A 17,007-nucleotide genomic window follows, 5' to 3' on the forward strand; every position below is an offset into this window, starting at 1 on the left:
CCCGCGGGCTACTCGGCGAGCGCTCCGCGCAGCTCCTCGAAGGAGTGGACGATGAGTCCGGGGAGCGCGTCGCGACCGTCGTGGTCGACCCAGCCGGCCCAGGCGTGCCGCATGGCGGCGAGGCCGAGCAGGGTGAGCATCCGGGCCCGGCTTCGCACCGCCTCGGCGTCCGTCCCGCTGCGGGTGAGGCGCTCGGCGACCAGGTCCTCGATCGCGAGCTCGAACTCCCGCATGCCGGCGATCTTGAGGCCGACGAGCTGCGGGTGCTCGCGGAAGAGGCTGCGCCGCAGCAGGTGCAGCTCGCGGTCCTCCTCCCCCGGGACCTCCGCCGCCGCGACGAAGACCGCCTGCAGGTCGACGAGGAGGGGCGCCTCGCCCGCCAGGAACGCGGCGGCCGTCTCGTCGGAGATCACCGGGAGGCCGCCGACCAGCGCGTCCTCCTTCGAGGCGAAGTAGTTGAAGAAGGTGCGCGTGGAGACGTCGGCCGTCCGCGAGACGTCCTCGATCGTGACGCGGTCCGGCCCGCGCTCGCTCGCGAGCCGCAGCACCGCGGTCTCGATCGCGCGCCGGGTCGCGAGGCGCTTGCGCTCCCGGAGGCCCGGCTGCTCCGGCGCGCCGCGGCGCTCCTGCTCGGTCAGCACTGCGGGTCCTCCTCGGGGACGACGCCCTCGAGCAGGTACGCGTCGACCGCGTCGTTCACGCACGAGTTCGACTTGTTGTAGGCCGTGTGGCCCTCGCCGTCGAAGGTCACGAGGTGCCCGTCGGACAGCTCCTCCGCCAGCGCCTGCGCCCAGACGTAGGGGGTCGCCGGGTCGTTGGTGGTGCCCACCACGAGGATCGGGCCCGAGCCCTCCGCCGTGATCGGCGCCCGCGAGCCCTCGAAGGCGGCCGGCCACTCGCCGCAGAGGATGTCGCCGTAGGCGAGGTAGCGGCCGAGCGTCGGCGCCGCCGCCTCGAGCTCCGCGGCGTCCGCCCGCATCGACTCCGTCTCGGCGTCGTAGGCGTAGTCGACGCAGTTGATCGCGAGGAAGGCCTCGGTCGCGTTGTCGCTGTAGTCGCCGTCGGCCGTCCGGCCGTTGTAGGCGTCCGCGTACTGGAAGGCGATCTCCGCGCCGCCCTGACGCACATCCGTGAGCATCTCGCTCAGCCCGCCCCAGGAGGAGGCGGAGTAGAGCGGGTAGACGATCGCGGTGAGCAGCGTGCTCGAGCCGAGCTGCCGGCCGTCCTGGGCGCGGATCGGCGAGGCGTCGACCCGCTCCAGCATCGCGGCGACCTGCGCCATCGCCTCGTCGACCGTGCCGGTGAAGGGGCAGCCCTCGCCGCCGAGGCAGGCGGTGAGATACGCGCGCAGGGCGCTCTCGAAGCCGATCGCCTGCTCGCGGACGACGTCGAGCGAGGTCGCGGCCGGATCGATCGCGCCGTCGAGCACGAGCCGGCCGACGCGATCGGGGAACAGCCCGGCATAGGTGGCGCCGAGGAAGGTGCCGTAGGAGTAGCCGAGGTAGTGCAGCGCCTGGTCGCCGAGCGCTGCCCGCAGCACGTCGAGATCGCGGGCCGCGCTGGTGGTGCCGACCTCGGGCAGCAGGGCGCCGCTGCGCTCCTCGCAGGCGGCGGCGAAGGCGGCGGACGCGGTGCGCTGGGCGGCGATCCACTCGTCGCTGCCGCGCTCGCCCGGGACGATGTCGTAGAGGTAGGAGTCGAGTCCGGCGGCGTCGAGGCAGGACACCGCGGTCGAGGCGCCGACGCCGCGCGGGTCGAAGCCGACCACGTCGAAGCGGGCGGCGAGCTCGTCGTCCACGGCGAAGTCCAGGCTGTCCCGGATGAGGTCGACCCCGGACCCGCCGGGCCCACCCGGGTTGACCAGGAGGGAGCCGATCGCGTCCCCGCCCGTCGCCGGGTGGCGGACCAGGGCGATCGAGGCGGTCTCGCCGGCCGGGGCGTCCCAGTCGAGCGGCACCGTCGCGTCGGTGCACTGCATGCCCTCGCCGCAGTCGTCCCAGACCAGAACCTGGCCGTAGTACTGCTCGAGATCGGCGTCGACCGCCTGCGGGGCGGGCGTCGAGGTGCGCTCGGGCGAGGGTCCGGGAGCGAAGCAGCCGGAGAGCAGCGCGACCGCGGCGCCGACCGCGGCGAGCGCCGTCCAGCGGCCCGGGCGCCTCACGCGGCCACCGGGCGCCGCGCGGCGACCACGAGCATCGCCTCGAGGGCGAGGACGGGCGAGACGTTCGCGTCGATGCGCTGCCGGGCCTCCGCCACGGCGTCGAGCACCGCGAGCGTGCGCTCGGGAGCGGTGGCCGAGGCGAGTGCCGTCATCTCGCTCCGCACCTCCTCGTTGATCACGCCGCCGGGGGCGCCGAGCTGGAGGCGCACGACGTCGCGGTAGAGCGAGAGCAGGTCGACGAGGATGCGGTCGAGGCCGTCGCGGAGGCTGCGCGTCGCCCGGCGCTTCTGGTCCTCCTCGAGAGTGCGCAGCTGCGAGCGGAGCTGGGCGGGGATCGTGCCGCCGGGCTCGACGCCGAGCGAGCGCAGCGCCTGCTGGCGCTCGACCTCGTCGCGCTCGAGCGTGTAGGCCTTCGCGTCCTCGGTGGCGACCTCGATCATCCGCGCGGCGCCGAGCACCGCGTCCGACACCCCGCGCAGACTCAGGGCGATCCGGAGGGTCTCCTCGCGCCGCTCGCGGGCGTTCGCATCGGTCGCGAGCCGGTGCGCCATGCCGATGTGGCTCTGGGCCTGGCGGGCGGCGCGCTCCGCCGTCTCCGCGTCGACGCCGTCGCGGCGCTCGAGCAGGCCGGCGACGTCCTCGACGCTGGGGACGCGCAGGCGCACCGAGCGCACCCGCGAGCGGATCGTCGGCAGGAGGTCGGCCTCGCTGGGCGCGCAGAGGATCCAGACGGTGCGCTCGGGCGGCTCCTCGAGCGCCTTCAGCAGGACGTTCGAGGTGCGCTCGCTCATCCGGTCGGCGTCCTCGATGACCATCACCCGGTAGCGCGAGACCGACGGCGAGTACTGCGAGGAGGAGACGAGACGGCGCACCTCCTCGATCGAGATGATGACGCGCTCGGTGGCGAGGACCGCGAGGTCGGGGTGCGAGCGGGCGGCGACCTGCGCGCAGTCCGGGCACTCGCCGCAGCCGCCGCGGCGGCAGAGCAGTGCGGAGGCGAACGCGTAGGCGAGGTTCGACCGGCCGGAGCCGGGCGGCCCGGTGATCAGCCAGGAGTGGGTCATCGAGGTCGACTCGTGCCCCCTCTCATCGCGGGGGGTCGAGGCGTCGCGCAGGGCGCCGATGGCGTGCTCCTGGCCGACGAGCTGGCTCCAGACGGTCACGGATCCAGGCTAACCGCGAGGTCCGACAGCGGGCCGCGCGCCCTGGGGACCGGCGCTGAGCATCGGCTCGACGCGGGCGCGGACGGCCGCGGCGAGCTCCTCGACGGGACGGCTCGCGTCCAGGACGAGGAAGCGCTCCGGGTCGTCCGAGGCGAGGTCGAGGAACGCCTGCCGGACGCGGCCGTGGAACTCGGCCTTCTCCGCCTCGAGCCGGTCGTAGCGGGTGCGCGCGGCGTCCAGCCGGGTGCGGGCGACGGCGGGATCGAGGTCGAGCAGGACGGTGAGGTCGGGGCGGAGGTCGCGGGTCGCCCACTCCGAGAGGGAGCGGACCTCCGCGGCGTCCAGCACCCGGCCGGCGCCCTGGTAGGCGACGGAGGAGTCGATGTAGCGGTCCTGGACGACGACCTCGCCCCGCTCGAGCGCGGGCCGGACGAAGGTCCCGATGTGCTGCGCGCGGTCGGCGGCGTAGAGGAGCGCCTCGGCCCGCGGATCGATCTCGCCGCGGTGGTGCAGCACGATCTCGCGGATCTGCACGCCCACCTCGGTGCCGCCCGGCTCCCGGGTGCGCCGCACGGTCTCACCGCGCGAGCCCAGCCACTCCTCGAGCAGCCGGGCCTGCGTGGTCTTGCCCGCGCCGTCCCCGCCCTCGAGGGTGACGAACAGCCCGGTCACGACTCCGTCGAGCCCGTCGCCTTCGCCGCAGTGCTGCGGGCGCGGGTGGTGGCCGGCTTCTTCGCGGCGGTGGTCTCCGCCGCCGTCGTCTTGGCGGCCGTCGTCTTCGCCGCCGTGGTCTTGGCCGCCGTGGTCTTGGCCGTCGTCGCCTTCGCCGCCGTGGTCTTCGCGGCGGTGGTCTTCGTCGCCGTCGTCTTGGCCGCCGTGGTCTTCGCCGCGGGCTTCTTGGCCGGGGCGCGCTTGGCCGGGGCCTTCTTGGGCGCCGGGCCCTTCGCCCGCTTGTCGGCGAGCATCTGCACCGCCTGCTCGAAGTCGATCTCCTCGATCGGCTGGCCCTTGGGGATCGTGACGTTGGTCTCGCCGTCGGTCACGTAGGCGCCGAAGCGGCCGTCGCGGATCCGGATCGGCTTGCCGCTGACCGGGTCGGCCTCGAACTCCGCGAGGGCGCTCGTGGCGCGCTTGGCGCCGTACTTGGGCTGGGCGAACACCTCGAGCGCGGTCGGCAGGTCGACCTCGAAGATCTGGTCCTCGCTGGTGAGCGAGCGGCTGTCCGTCCCCTTCTTCAGGTACGGGCCGTAGCGGCCGTTCTGCGCGGTGATCGGCTCACCCGACTCCGGGTCCTCGCCGACGGTGCGCGGCAGGTCGAGCAGGCGCAGAGCGGTGGCGAGGTCGACGGTCGCGACGTCCATCGACTTGAAGAGGGAGGAGGTGCGCGGCTTGACCGCGGCCGCCTTCTTCGCGCCGCGCTTCGCCGGCGCAGGCTCGACGACCTCACCGGTGGCGGGGTCGGCGGTGGTCTCGGGCTCGGGGTCGACCTCGGTCACGTACGGGCCGAAGCGGCCGTCCTTGACGACGACGGTCTTGCCCGAGTCCGGGTTGCTGCCGAGCACGCGGTCGGTCTGCACGGGGGCGTCGACGAGCTCCTGCGCCTTGGCGGGCGTGAGCTCGTCCGGAGCCAGCTCGAGCGGCAGGTTGACGCGGCGCGGCGTCTCCTGCCCCTCCTCCTGGGCGACCTCGAGGTAGGGCCCGTACTTGCCGATGCGCAGGGTGATGTCGTCGGTGATCCGGACCGAGTTGATGCTCTTCGCATCGATCTCGCCGAGGTTGTCGACGACGTGGCGCAGGCCCGGCTGGTCGCCGCCGCCGAAGTAGAAGCGGTTCAGCCAGTCGACCCGGTCCTCCTCGCCGCCGGCGATGCGGTCGAGGTCGCCCTCCATCGCGGCGGTGAAGTCGTACTCGACGAGGTCGGAGAAGAACTCCTCGAGCAGGCGCACCACCGAGAAGGCGATCCAGTTGGGAACGAGCGCCGTGCCGCGCGGAGTGACGTAGCCGCGGTCGACGATCGTCGTGATGATCGAGGCGTAGGTCGAGGGGCGCCCGATCCCCAGCTCTTCGAGCGACTTGACGAGGCTCGCCTCCGTGTAGCGCGGGGGCGGCGAGGTCTCGTGGCCCTTGGCCTCGACCTCGGCGACGACGAGGCTCTGGCCGACCTCGAGCACGGGCAGCTTGGCGTCCTTCTCGTCGCGGGCGCCGTGGCGCTCCTCGTCGCGGCCCTCCTCGTAGGCGAGCAGGAAGCCGCGGAAGGTGATGACCGTTCCCGAGGCGGTGAACTCGGCGGTGCGCTCGGTGTCGCCGGCCGGGTTGGCGAGCAGGGTGACCGTCGCGGTCGAGCCCTTGGCGTCGGCCATCTGCGAGGCGACGGTGCGCTTCCAGATCAGGTCGTAGAGGCGGTGGTCGTTCCCGCGGAGGGTGCCGGCGAGCTGGTCCGGGGTGCGGAAGGTCTCGCCCGCGGGGCGGATCGCCTCGTGCGCCTCCTGCGCGCTCTTGTTCTTGCCGGAGTAGAGGCGCGGCTTCTCGGGGACCGTCTCGGCTCCGTAGAGCGAGGCCGCCTGCGAGCGGGCGGCGTTCAGCGCCTGCTGCGAGAGGTTCGGCGAGTCGGTCCTCATGTAGGTGATGAAGCCGTTCTCGTAGAGCGACTGCGCGACGCTCATCGTCTGGCGCGCCGAGAAGCGGAGCTTGCGCGCCGCCTCCTGCTGGAGCGTCGAGGTGGTGAACGGGGCGGCGGGGCGCCGCGAGTAGGGCTTGGACTCGAGGTTCGAGACGCGGACGAGCGTCTTCGGGTCGCGCAGCGCCTCGGCGAGGGCACCGGCGGAGGCCTCGTCGAGTACGGTGACGTCCCCCTTCAGCTGACCGCGGTCGTCGAAGTCGCGGCCGCTTCCGATCCGCTTGCCGTCCAGGCGCGCCAGGCGGGCGTCGAACGCCGCCGAGGCGTCGGCCTCGGGGGCGAGGACCGTGGCGAGGTCCCAATAGGAGGCGGAGACGAAGGCGAGGCGCTCGCGCTCGCGGTCCACGACGAGGCGCGTGGCGGCGGACTGCACGCGGCCGGCGGAGAGGCCGGGCCCGACCTTGCGCCAGAGGACCGGGGAGATCTCGTAGCCGTAGAGGCGGTCGAGGATGCGGCGGGTCTCCTGCGCGTCGACGAGGGAGGTGTCGATGTCGCGGGTGTTGTCGCGGGCCGTCTGGATCGCGTCCTTGGTGATCTCGTGGAAGACCATCCGCTTGACGGGGACCTTGGGCTTGAGCTCCTCGAGGAGGTGCCACGCGATGGCCTCGCCCTCGCGGTCCTCATCCGTCGCGAGGAAGAGCTCGTCGGCGTTCTTCAGCGCGCGCTTGAGGTCGGCGACCGTCTTCTTCTTCTGGTCGGAGACGACGTAGTAGGGCTCGAAGCCGTTGTCGACGTCGACGGAGAACTTGCCCAGCCCGCCCTTCTTGAGCTCGGGCGGCAGGTTCTTCGGCTCGATGAGGTCGCGGATGTGCCCGACGGAGGCGAGCACCTCGTAGCCCTCGCCCAGGTACTGGGCGATGGTCTTGGCCTTCGCCGGCGACTCGACGATCACCAGCTTCTTCGTGCCGGACACAGTTCTCCTCGATTGATGCTGTCGGATCGGACGCTCAGCGAGTCCGACGGGTCCCCTTCGGCGGGGAGGCGGTGCGCGGCGTCCGCAGGAGGAACGACGATCCGTTCGCGTCGGCTTCGGGGCGCCCGACAGGCACACCATACACACTGACTCCGGGCGTCCCTCGCCGTCGTCCGCTCGCCGCGCGCTGGGAGCACTCCGGCCGCCGCCCGGGAATCCGCCGAATCGGGAGGACCGCACCCGGTGACGGATCGCGGCGATCGGCGCATGATGAGGGGCATGGCAACGACGCACACCACCTCCGCTCCGACCACCTCCGCCTACACCGCGAAATTCCTCGACGGGCCGCTCGAGGGCAAGACGCTCCGCCGCTCCTACGGCGAGGCGACGGCCCCGGCGGGCCGCCTCGAGATCCCGGCCGCCCGCGAGGGCACCCGCTACCTCTATCTCCTCGCCGGCGCTCTCGAGCACGACGAGGGAGCGGGCGCGCTGCCCACCGCGGCGGCCTACCGCTACCTGCGGGTCAGCGCCGACTGAGCCCCGGTCCCACCGGGCGGGTCGGACACCGGCGACCCGACCGAGCGCGGGAGCGCACTGCCGTTGCGCCCCGGGCGCGGCGGGAGCCGTCGCCGCCGTCCCCGGCGCGGGAGGAGCGTCACGGCGGCGGCCCGGCGCGCGACCGGGCGGGGAGCGCGAGCGGCCCGACGGACACGACGACCTCGACGGTCGCCACTCCTCCTTCCACCGCGCAGCCCGCGACGGTCGCCCGCATCGCCCCCGCGACACGCTCGGCCGCCCCGCACGGCTCGCCCGGCAGCAGTCCGGACGCGACGTCCGCCGCGGCGAGCGCCGCCGCATCCGCCGCGGCCACGGCACGCTGGTGCCCCGCGACTCCCCCGCATCCGGCGAGCACGGCCGCGGTCACGAGGATCGTCCCCGCGACGACGCCGACCGCGACGACCGCCGCCGAGCCGTCCTCCCCTGCGCGGTCCGGCTCCGGCCGGGGGATCACCGTCCTCCGCCCAGCGCGCAGGACCGGACCGAGACCGGCAGCTCCAGCGCCGGCAGCGGCCGGAGCCGCGCGGTGACGTCCACGCAGACGAGCCCGCCGTCCGCGGAGGTCGCGACGCTCGCTCCCGCATCGACCCGCGCGACGGGCCGATCCGGATCGTCCCCCCGCGCCAGCGACCGGGCGCCGTCCGCCGCGGCGTCGACCAGCCGGACGTACTGCGCCGAGGCCGCCACCGAGCCCAAGCAGAGCGCCAGCACGACCACCACCGCCGGCAGCACGACCGCCAGCTCGGCCGTCGCGGAGCCGTCCTCGCCTCGTCGCCCATCGGCGACCAGGTCCACTCTCGTCGCCGCACGCGCACCACCCGGGCACCGCACCGCTCATCCCCCCGAGGTGAGCGCCCGGGTGACCAGGTCCGTGAGGATCCCGCGCACCTCGTCGCCCTTGAGGATCACCACCAGCAGACCCGCGAAGCCGACCGCGGCCATCGTCGCGATCGCGTACTCGGCCGTGGCCGAGCCCTCCTCGTCGCGCCATCCGCTCAGCAACCCCGCCTCCCAGGCAGGGCCCGGGAAGCGCTCCGGCCCGGCACCGCCCCGCACTCGTCCGATCGTCCCCGCACCGCTGCTCCGACTGCCGTTCATCCGCTCGCTCCGTTCGTCGTCACTGCCCCCACTCGAGGATCGCCGAGCCCGGAGCCGGTCGGGGTGGGGAGCTCGCGAACGGTGGACAAGAGGAGAGAGGAGCGGCCTGTGGAGAGCTCCCGCGGGACCGCTCACCGCTGCCCCGCGAAGGTCGAGAGCAGCACCGAGATCATCATCGGAGCCACGCCCAGCAGGAGGAACGCCGGCAGCACGCAGACTCCGAGCGGCAGGAGCAGCGTCACGCCGAGCCTCGCCGCCCGCTCCCGCGCCTCGGACGCGGCCCGCACCCGCGCCAGTGCCGCCTCGCTGCGCAGCAGCCGGCCCGCGGGGACCCCCGCCGCGCTCGAGAGCGCGAGCACGGGCTCCGCCGCGGCCAGCGCGGGCGGCCCCGACGCGAGCCCGCACTCGGCGAGCGCCGCCAGCACCCGCTCCCGCCCGCCACCGATCGATCCCCCGCCCGCGAGCGCGACCGCGAGCAGGTCGAGCGCCAGCCCCGGTGCCGGGTCCCCCGGGCCGGCGCCGCGGACGAGCCGGCGCGTCCACGCGACGGCACCGAGCATCAGCCCGAGCCCGCCCACCAGGCAGGCGAGTCCCGGCACCGTCCCGATCAGCACGCCCAGCACATCGAAGCCCAGCAGCGTGCCGAAGCCGAGCGCCACCAGCGGCAGCCCGCCGACCACCCGGCTCGTCGCGAGCGGGCCCGCCAGGGCGACCTCGATGTCCCGCCGCGCCCGGCCGAGCTCCCGAAGAGAGTCGGCCAGCTCGCCGAGGGCCGCGGCGATCGGCGCCCCGGAGTCCGCGGCGACCCGCCAGCAGGCGGCCAGGGCCGCCCAGGCCGTCTCCTCTCCGCGATCGCGCGACCCCCGTGCCGCGATCTCCCTGCGACGAGGGGCGCGCTCCCCCGTCCCTCGCCTCTCTCGACGGGAGGCGGGCACGCCCGCCAGGAGCGCCACCGTCACGTCCCCGCCGCGCGCCGCATCGACCGCCACCGCGCGCAGCAGCCGACGACGTCGCGCGGCACCCGCCGCCTCCGAGTCGTCCGACGCCGCGAGGTGCGCCAGCGCCGACGCCGGCGCGACGCCCGCCGCGAGCAGCACCGAGAGGCGGTGCACCACGGCCGCCACCTCGTCGACCCCCTCCCCGCGCTTCACGGCGAGCCCCGCTGCGGCACGGCGCCCTCCTCGATCCGGAGCCGCCCGGCGCCGTCGAGCCGGAAGCAGCCCGAGGCCGCGAGCCGGCGCCGGCCGCCCCGCCGCTCGAGATGCAGCACCAGGTCGATCGCGCTGACCGTCTGCCGTGCCACCGCCTCCGGGCCCATGCCCGCGAGCGAGCCGAGCGCCTCCAGCCTCGCGGGCACGTCGGCGAGCGAGTTCGCGTGCAGCGTCCCCGCGCCGCCGTCGTGCCCGGTGTTCAGCGCCGAGAGCAGATCGCGCAGCTCCACTCCGCGGCACTCGCCGAGGACGAGCCGGTCCGGCCGCATCCGCAGGGCCTCGCGGACGAGACGGTCGAGGCCGACCCCGCCCGCTCCCTCGAGGTTCGGCTGGCGCGCCTCGAGCGAGACGACGTGCGGATGCGCGGGCCGCAGCTCGCCGACGTCCTCGATCACGACCAGGCGCTCGTGCGACGGCACGCAGCCGAGGAGGGCGCCGAGCAGCGTGGTCTTGCCCGATCCGCCGGCACCGGTGACCAGGAGGTTCCAGCGCGCCTCGACGGCCCGGCGCAGCAGACTGCGACCCGGGTCGTCGAGCATCCCCGCCGCGTGCAGCTCGTCGAGACTCCAGGCGTCGGCCCGCGGGACGCGCACCGAGATCAGCGTCCCCGCGGTCGCGACCGGCGGCAGCACCACGTGCACGCGGACCCCGTGCTTCAGCCGCACGTCCACGCACGGGCTCGCCTCGTCGACGTGCCGTCCGCCGGCCGCGACCAGCGACACCGCGAGCCGCCGGGCCCCCGCGGCGTCGAGGGTCCAGGACGGCTCCCGCACCGCGCCGCCGCCGCGGTCGAGCCAGAGACCGGAGTCACCGTTGACGAAGAGGTCGGTCACCGCCGGGTCGGCGGCGAACGGCGCGAGCAGGCCGAGCGCCGCCGCCGCCGGACGGACCGGCGCGGGCCGCGGTGCCTCGCCGGCGTCCTCCCCCGGCGGGCGAGGTGCGTCCGGGCGGTAGGCGGCGGGAACGAGCGGGACGAAACCGGTGGTCATCCGGGAACGCTAGGAGCGCGCGCTCTCCGATGGCGCGCCGAGGACCGGATCGGTGGACGGCAGGGCCGAGGACGCCCCTGGGGAGGAGCGACGAGCTCGGGATCGGCGTCGTTTCCGCGAGCCGGAGGTCCACCGGTCGAAGCTCGGGCACGCGATTCGAGCCCCGGCGCGCCGGAACCAGCCGATCCAGCGTGCCGAAGGCGTTTCCGCGAGCCGGAGGTCCACTGGTCGAAGCTCGGGCACGCGATTCGAGCCCCGGCACGCCGGAACCAGCCGATCGGGCGTGCCGGACGTGTTTCCGCAAGCCGGAGCTCCACCGGTCGAAACTCGGGCACGCGATTCGAGCCCAGGCACGCCGGAACCAGCCGATCCAGCGTGCCGAAAGCGTTTCCGCGAGCCGGAGGTCCACCAGCCCAAGCTCGGGCACGCGATTCGAGCCCCGGCACTCCGGAACCAGCCGATCGGGCGTGCCGGATGTGTTTCCGCGAGCCGGAGCTCCAGCAGTCGACACTCGGGCACGCGATCCGTGCTCCGGCACGCCGAAATCGGCCGATCCAGCGCGCCCAGCGTGTTCTGGCGAGCCGGAGGTGCAGCCGCCCAACTGCGGCCCGGCCGTGCGGATCCTCCGGGGAGCGGGACGCTCGATCAGCGGAGGGAAGAGAAGGGGGCGGCACCCATTGGGGGGAACAGGTGCCGCCTCGGCGGCGCTGGATTGGGGGGAATCACTCGCGCCGCTGAGCCGAAGTTCATTCGGCCGTATGCAACGTTAGGGCACGGAGGCGATTTCGCCAAGTCGGATCCGCGTTCTGAGCCGACTCTTCACGAAACCCCGCCGGACGGTCAGCTTCGCGTCGTCCCCTCCCCACCCGAGACCCGGACGCTACGGTGGTCCGGAACCGACCACGCCGGCCGGCGCACGTCGCACTCGCGAAGGAGCGAATCGCAGATGTCCACACCCCTCGACGCGTCCGGGGCCGCAGGCTCGAGCGCCATCGACAGCCTCCAGCAGGAGACGCGCCGCTTCCCGCCGCCCGCCGAGTTCGCCGCCGACGCCGCCGCGACCGCCGGGCAGGCCGAGCAGGCCGCCGCCGACCGCCTCGCCTTCTGGGCCGACCGCAGCCGCGAGCTGCTGCACTGGCACCGGCCGTTCACGCGCACCCTCGACTGGAGCGAGCCGCCCTTCGCGCGCTGGTTCGACGACGGCGAGCTCAACGTCGCCTACAACTGCCTCGACCGGCACGTGCTGGCCGGTCACGGCGACCGCGTCGCGATCCACTGGGAGGGCGAGCCCGGCGACAGCCGCGACCTGACCTACGCCGAGCTCACCGCCGAGGTGAAACGCGCGGCCAACCTCTTCACGAGCCTGGGCGTGCAGGCCGGCGACCGCGTCGCGATCTACCTGCCGATGATCCCCGAGGCCGTCATCGCGATGCTCGCGGTCGCCCGGCTCGGTGCCGTGCACTCGGTCGTCTTCGGCGGCTTCAGCGCCGAGAGCCTGCGCGCGCGGATCGACGACGCCGAGGCGAAGCTCGTCGTCACCGCCGACGGCGGCTGGCGGAAGGGCTCGGTCTTCCCGCTCAAGCCCGCGGTCGACGCGGCGCTGGCGCTGGACGGCGGCGCGTCGAGCGTCGAGCACGTCCTCGTCGTCCGCCGCGGCGGCAACACCGTCGAGTGGAGTGCGGGCCGCGACCTGTGGTGGCACGAGGAGATCGTCGCGGTGGACGCCGACCACGTCGCACGGCCGTTCCCCGCCGAGCAGCCGCTGTTCATCCTCTACACGAGCGGCACCACCGGGAAGCCGAAGGGCATCCTGCACACCAGCGGCGGCTACCTCACCCAGGTCGCGTACACCCACCGCACGGTCTTCGATCTCAAGCCCGAGACCGATGTCTACTGGTGCACCGCCGACGTCGGCTGGATCACCGGGCACAGCTACGTGGTCTACGGCCCGCTCGCGAACGGCGCCACCCAGGTGATGTACGAGGGCACGCCCGACACCCCGCACCCCGGACGCTGGTGGGAGATCATCGAGAAGCACGGCGTCACGATCCTCTACGCCGCCCCCACGGCGATCCGCACCTTCATGAAGCTCGGCCGGCAGATCCCGCAGCGCTTCGACCTCTCGAGCCTCCGCCTGCTCGGCTCCGTCGGCGAGCCGATCAACCCCGAGGCCTGGATCTGGTACCGCGACGTCATCGGCGGCGGCCGCACCCCGATCGTCGACACCTGGTGGCAGACCGAGACCGGCGCGATCATGGTCTCGCCCCTGCCCGGCGTCACGACCCTGAAGCCGGGCTCGGCGCAGGTCCCCGTCCCCGGGATCTCGATCGACGTCGTCGACGACTCCGGCGCCCCGGTCGGCGCGGGCTCCGGCGGGCTGCTGGTCATCACCGAGCCCTGGCCGTCGATGCTGCGCGGCATCTGGGGAGACCCGGACCGCTACGTCGAGACCTACTGGTCGAAGTTCGGCGACCGCTACTTCGCCGGCGACGGCGCGCGGCTCGACGAGGACGGCGACCTGTGGCTGCTCGGCCGCGTCGACGACGTGATGAACATCTCCGGCCACCGCCTGTCGACGGCCGAGATCGAGTCGGCCCTCGTCTCGCACCCGGTGGTCGCGGAGGCGGCCGTGGTGGGCGCGGCGGACGAGACCACCGGCCAGGCCGTCGTCGCCTTCGTCATCGCCAAGGCGAGCCAGGCGGAGGCGCTCGCCAGCGGCCACGACGAGCTCGAGGCGACGCTCAAGGCGCACGTCGCCGAGCACATCGGCGCGATCGCCCGGCCGAAGCGCATCTTCATCGTGCAGGAGCTGCCGAAGACCCGCTCCGGCAAGATCATGCGCCGGCTCCTGCGCGACGTGGCCGAGGGCCGGGCCGTCGGCGACACGACCACGCTGGCGGACACGCAGGTGATGGCCGTCATCTCCTCCGCGGTCGCCGCCGACGACTGAGCCGCCGAGGGCCGAGCCGCCGAGGACCGACCCTCAGCGCACTGAGCCTCGACGCCGAAGGGCGCCGCCTCCCGAGAGGGGAGAGCGGCGCCCTTCGGCGTCGAGCCGGGACCCGGTTCAGGCGAAGGCGACGATCAGCTCGACCTCGACCGGTGCGTCGAGCGGCAGCTCCGCCACGCCGACGGCCGAGCGGGCGTGCCTGCCCGCCTCGCCGAAGATCTCGCCGAGCACCTCGGAGGCGCCGTTGATGACGCCGGGCTGGCCGTTGAAGCCGGGTGCGGAGGCGACGAAGCCGGTCACCTTGACGATCCGGGTCACGCGGTCGAGCGAGCCGATCACGTCGGCGATCGCGGCCAGCGCGTTCAGGGCGCAGACGCGGGCCAGGTCCTTCGCGACCTCGGGCTCGACGCCCGCGCCGACCTTGCCGGTCGCGGGCAGCGCGCCGTCGACGAAGGGGATCTGCCCGGCCGTGAAGACCAGGTTCCCCTCGACGACGGCCGGGATGTAGGCGCCGGCCGGCACCGCGACCGCGGGGAGCTCGATGCCCAGCTCGGCCAGGCGCTCGGCGATCACGCGCCGACCTCGGCGACCGGACGCTTCAGGTACGCCACGAGCCCGCCCTCGGGACCGGTGACGATCTGGACCAGCTCCCAGCCCTCGGAGCCCCAGGTGTTCAGGATCGCGGTGGTGTTGTGGATCATCAGCGGCGTCGTGATGTATTCCCAGCGGGGGACGGACATGGCTCTCCTCGTGAGGCAGGGGTGCGGATGCCGGGCGCACCGCACCCGGAGGAGTCGGTGCCGGCGGGTCGAGCGCCGCGTCCGGTGTCAGGAGCGGCGGTTACGCTGATTCTATGTCGGGGGCAGTCGGGAACAGGGTCGTCACGTCCATCGGCGCCGCGGTCGGAGGACTGATCGGGATCGTCGCCATGAGCGTCATCGCCGGAGTCCTCGTCGCGGCGTCGGTCACTCCGGCGATCGCGCTCGGCGGGATGGCCGCGAACAACACGGTCACCATGTTCGACAACCTCCCGGGCTACCTCGAGATCGGCACGCTCGCCGAGAAGAGCGACGTCTACGCGAAGGGCGCCGACGGCCAGGACGTGCTCCTCGCCTCGTTCTACGCGCAGAACCGGGTGGAGGTCGGCTGGGACGACATCTCGCCCTTCGTCAAGGACGCGGTCGTCGCCTCGGAGGACCCGCGCTTCTACGAGCACGGCGGCATCGACCTGCTCGGCACGATCCGCGCCGCGGCCACGGTCGCCTCCGGCGGCAACGTGCAGGGCGGCTCGTCGATCACGCAGCAGTACGTCAAGAACGTGCTCGTGCAGAAGGCGGAGGCGCTCTCCGACCCGATCGAGCGCGACGCCGCCTACCGCGAGGCCACCGAGACCACGGCCGAGCGCAAGGTCGCCGAGATGCGGCTCTCGATCGGGCTCGAGAAGGAGTACCCGAAGAACGACATCCTGCTCGGCTACCTCAACATCGCGCTCTTCGGCGGCACCGTCTACGGCATCGAGGCGGCGGCGCGGTACTACTTCGACACCAGTGCCCGCGACCTCACCCTCGCGCAGTCCGCCGCCCTGATCGCCATCGTGAACAACCCCGAGAAGTTCCGCTTCGATCGCCCGGACGACCCGGCCAACCTCGCGGTGGAGGGCTTCCCCGAGACGCTCAACCGCCGCAACTACATCCTCACGCGGATGGGGATCGAGTCGAAGGTCACCCCCGAGCAGATCGGCGAGGCCGCCTCGACGCCGGTCGTCCCCGTGATCACGGAGCCGAGCACCGGTTGCCAGACCGCCGGCATCGCGGCCTACTTCTGCGACTACGTGACCTGGGTGATCAAGAACGACGACGCCTTCGGCGCCAGCCAGGACGAGCGCGACGCGACCTTCAAGCGCGGCGGCTACCAGATCTACACGACCCTCGACTCCGATCTGCAGGAGGCCGCGGTCGCCGCCACCGAGGACTGGGTGCCGAAGTCGATGGCCCGGGTGAACATCGGCAGCGCGAGCGTCTCGGTCGAGGTCGGCACCGGCCGCATCCTCGCGATGACGCAGAACAAGGACTACTCGAACGACCCCGACGTCAGCGGCGCCAACTACACCAGCGTCAACTACAGCACCGACTTCGGCTACGGCGGCTCGAGCGGCTTCCAGGTCGGCTCGACCTACAAGGTCTTCACCCTCGCCGAGTGGCTGCAGGAGGGCCGGGCCCTGAACGAGACCGTCGACGGCACCCGTCGCGCGTACACGACCTTCCGCGACAGCTGCGAGCCCGACGGCACCTACTACGGCGAGCCCTGGGACCCCAAGAACGACGAGGGTGGCAACGGCGGCGTCTACTCCGCGCTCGACGCCACCAAGGGCTCGATCAACACCGGCTTCGCCGCGATGGCGCAGCAGCTCGACCTCTGCGGCATCCGCAACACCGCGCTCGCGATGGGCGTGCACCGCGCCGACGGCACCGAGCTGCAGAAGTTCGCGCCGACCATCCTCGGCACCAACGAGATCGCCCCGCTGACGATGGCGACCGCGTTCGCCGGCTTCGCGAACAAGGGCAGCGTCTGCACGCCGATCGCGATCGACCGGATCGTCGACCGCGGCGGCGCCGATGTCGCCCCGCCGGCGAGCACCTGCACGCAGGGGATGTCCGAGGAGGTCGCCGCGACCGCCGACTTCGCCCTGCAGCAGGTGATGACGGGCGGCACCGGCCGCGCCTCCGCGACCGGCACCGGCGTCCCGCACATCGGCAAGACCGGCACCACCGACAACGCGGTCCACACCTGGATGGTCGGCGCCAGCACCGAGGTCGCCACGGCGACCTGGGTCGGCAACGTCAGCGGCTTCACCTCGATGCGCGGCTTCACGCTGAGCGGCGTCAACGCCGGGCAGGTGCGCCACCAGATCTGGCCGCGGATCATGCGCGTCGCCGATCAGAAGTACGGCGGCTCGGCCTTCCCCTCGCCCCGGCAGTCGCTCGTCGACGCGCCCCAGCAGGCGGTGCCCGAGGTGACCGGCCAGAACCCCGCCGCCGCCACCGCGCGCCTGCGCGAGCTCGGCTTCGTCGTGACGGTCGACCCGAACCGCGTGCCGTCCGATCGGCCCGCGGGCTCGGTCGCGCAGACGAACCCGCCGGCCGGCTCCCGCCTCTCCCGCGGGGCCCCGATCGCACTGCAGATCAGCGCCGGTCCGTCCACCCCGCCGCCGCGCGGCTGACGCCGGGTCGTCCCCCGGGCCGGGTCGGGCAGACTGTACGCGGCCGCTCCCGCAGCCCCGCCCCGAC

The 17,007-nt window shown here is 73.6% G+C and carries 15 protein-coding genes; 3 read left to right on the top strand and 12 right to left on the bottom strand.

The genetic code is table 11. The features are described from left to right. Positions 1-8: 8 nt before the first annotated feature. From EDF43_RS16460 to topA, 5 genes are read right to left on the bottom strand one after another with little or no spacing between them, the layout of a single operon-like run. Positions 9-641, bottom strand: a complete 633-nt coding sequence (locus EDF43_RS16460; protein WP_207901807.1) for a TetR/AcrR family transcriptional regulator — start codon at positions 639-641, stop codon at positions 9-11. Continuing rightward, positions 635-2,161, bottom strand: coding sequence for an alpha/beta hydrolase (locus EDF43_RS16465; RefSeq protein WP_123733607.1), 1,527 nt, complete (start codon positions 2,159-2,161; stop codon positions 635-637). The genes EDF43_RS16460 and EDF43_RS16465 overlap by 7 nt, the downstream gene beginning before the upstream one ends. Then, positions 2,158-3,324 carry a DNA polymerase III subunit delta' gene (locus tag EDF43_RS16470; RefSeq protein WP_123705195.1) on the bottom strand — a complete coding sequence of 389 codons (1,167 nt, stop codon included), beginning with the start codon at positions 3,322-3,324 and terminating at the stop codon, positions 2,158-2,160. The genes EDF43_RS16465 and EDF43_RS16470 overlap by 4 nt, the downstream gene beginning before the upstream one ends. A 9-nt stretch (positions 3,325-3,333) precedes the next feature. Then, a complete protein-coding gene (tmk, locus tag EDF43_RS16475; protein WP_132437678.1) occupies positions 3,334-3,996 on the bottom strand; it encodes a dTMP kinase in 663 nt (220 codons plus the stop codon). Then, positions 3,993-6,914: a type I DNA topoisomerase gene (topA, locus tag EDF43_RS16480; protein WP_132437677.1), complete on the bottom strand. Its 2,922-nt coding sequence runs from the start codon at positions 6,912-6,914 to the stop codon at positions 3,993-3,995. The genes tmk and topA overlap by 4 nt, the downstream gene beginning before the upstream one ends. 279 nt (positions 6,915-7,193) lie before the next feature. Here topA and EDF43_RS16485 point away from each other — a divergent pair, with 279 nt between their 5' ends. Continuing rightward, the gene (locus EDF43_RS16485) at positions 7,194-7,451 is read left to right on the top strand and encodes a hypothetical protein (RefSeq protein WP_123447682.1); all 258 of its coding nucleotides are present in this window, start codon (positions 7,194-7,196) and stop codon (positions 7,449-7,451) included. 118 nt (positions 7,452-7,569) lie between these two features. Here the strand turns inward: EDF43_RS16485 and EDF43_RS22385 are convergent, their stop codons facing one another. From EDF43_RS22385 to EDF43_RS16510, 5 genes are all read right to left on the bottom strand, one after another. Next, positions 7,570-7,926: an Rv3654c family TadE-like protein gene (locus EDF43_RS22385; RefSeq protein WP_243646343.1), complete on the bottom strand. Its 357-nt coding sequence runs from the start codon at positions 7,924-7,926 to the stop codon at positions 7,570-7,572. Then, the gene (locus tag EDF43_RS22390) at positions 7,923-8,267 is read right to left on the bottom strand and encodes a TadE family type IV pilus minor pilin (RefSeq protein WP_132437676.1); all 345 of its coding nucleotides are present in this window, start codon (positions 8,265-8,267) and stop codon (positions 7,923-7,925) included. Before EDF43_RS22390 ends, EDF43_RS22385 begins: the two co-directional genes overlap by 4 nt. Positions 8,268-8,306: 39 nt before the next feature. Next, positions 8,307-8,474 (bottom strand): DUF4244 domain-containing protein, encoded by a 168-nt coding sequence (locus EDF43_RS22395; protein WP_243582262.1) that lies wholly within the window; start codon positions 8,472-8,474, stop codon positions 8,307-8,309. Between the two features lie 227 nt (positions 8,475-8,701). Continuing rightward, positions 8,702-9,721 carry a type II secretion system F family protein gene (locus tag EDF43_RS16505; protein WP_132437674.1) on the bottom strand — a complete coding sequence of 340 codons (1,020 nt, stop codon included), beginning with the start codon at positions 9,719-9,721 and terminating at the stop codon, positions 8,702-8,704. After that, a complete protein-coding gene (locus EDF43_RS16510; RefSeq protein WP_132437673.1) occupies positions 9,718-10,770 on the bottom strand; it encodes a TadA family conjugal transfer-associated ATPase in 1,053 nt (350 codons plus the stop codon). Before EDF43_RS16510 ends, EDF43_RS16505 begins: the two co-directional genes overlap by 4 nt. Positions 10,771-11,716: 946 nt before the next feature. Here EDF43_RS16510 and acs point away from each other — a divergent pair. Continuing rightward, positions 11,717-13,720, top strand: a complete 2,004-nt coding sequence (acs, locus tag EDF43_RS16515; protein ID WP_132437672.1) for an acetate--CoA ligase — start codon at positions 11,717-11,719, stop codon at positions 13,718-13,720. Between the two features lie 117 nt (positions 13,721-13,837). Here the strand turns inward: acs and EDF43_RS16520 are convergent, their stop codons facing one another. Further along, positions 13,838-14,293, bottom strand: a complete 456-nt coding sequence (locus tag EDF43_RS16520; protein WP_207901810.1) for a RidA family protein — start codon at positions 14,291-14,293, stop codon at positions 13,838-13,840. Continuing rightward, entirely contained in the window at positions 14,290-14,460 is a 171-nt protein-coding gene (locus EDF43_RS21965) for a hypothetical protein (RefSeq protein ID WP_165909148.1), read from the bottom strand. The genes EDF43_RS16520 and EDF43_RS21965 overlap by 4 nt, the downstream gene beginning before the upstream one ends. Before the next feature lie 113 nt (positions 14,461-14,573). Between EDF43_RS21965 and EDF43_RS16525 the strand changes: the two genes are divergently transcribed. Continuing rightward, the gene (locus EDF43_RS16525) at positions 14,574-16,940 is read left to right on the top strand and encodes a transglycosylase domain-containing protein (protein ID WP_132437671.1); all 2,367 of its coding nucleotides are present in this window, start codon (positions 14,574-14,576) and stop codon (positions 16,938-16,940) included. Positions 16,941-17,007 lie beyond the last annotated feature (67 nt).

This window comes from Rathayibacter sp. PhB179, assembly GCF_004345345.1.
GTDB lineage: Bacteria > Actinomycetota > Actinomycetes > Actinomycetales > Microbacteriaceae > Rathayibacter > Rathayibacter festucae.

Excerpts from the sequence above, each read along its gene's own strand:
- EDF43_RS16485 (WP_123447682.1), top strand. The coding sequence starts at position 7,194 with ATGGCAACGACGCACACCACCTCCGCTCCGACCACCTCCGCCTACACC.
- EDF43_RS16510 (WP_132437673.1), bottom strand. The coding sequence starts at position 10,770 with ATGACCACCGGTTTCGTCCCGCTCGTTCCCGCCGCCTACCGCCCGGAC.
- acs (WP_132437672.1), top strand. The coding sequence starts at position 11,717 with ATGTCCACACCCCTCGACGCGTCCGGGGCCGCAGGCTCGAGCGCCATC.
- EDF43_RS21965 (WP_165909148.1), bottom strand. The coding sequence starts at position 14,460 with ATGTCCGTCCCCCGCTGGGAATACATCACGACGCCGCTGATGATCCAC.
- EDF43_RS16525 (WP_132437671.1), top strand. The coding sequence starts at position 14,574 with ATGTCGGGGGCAGTCGGGAACAGGGTCGTCACGTCCATCGGCGCCGCG.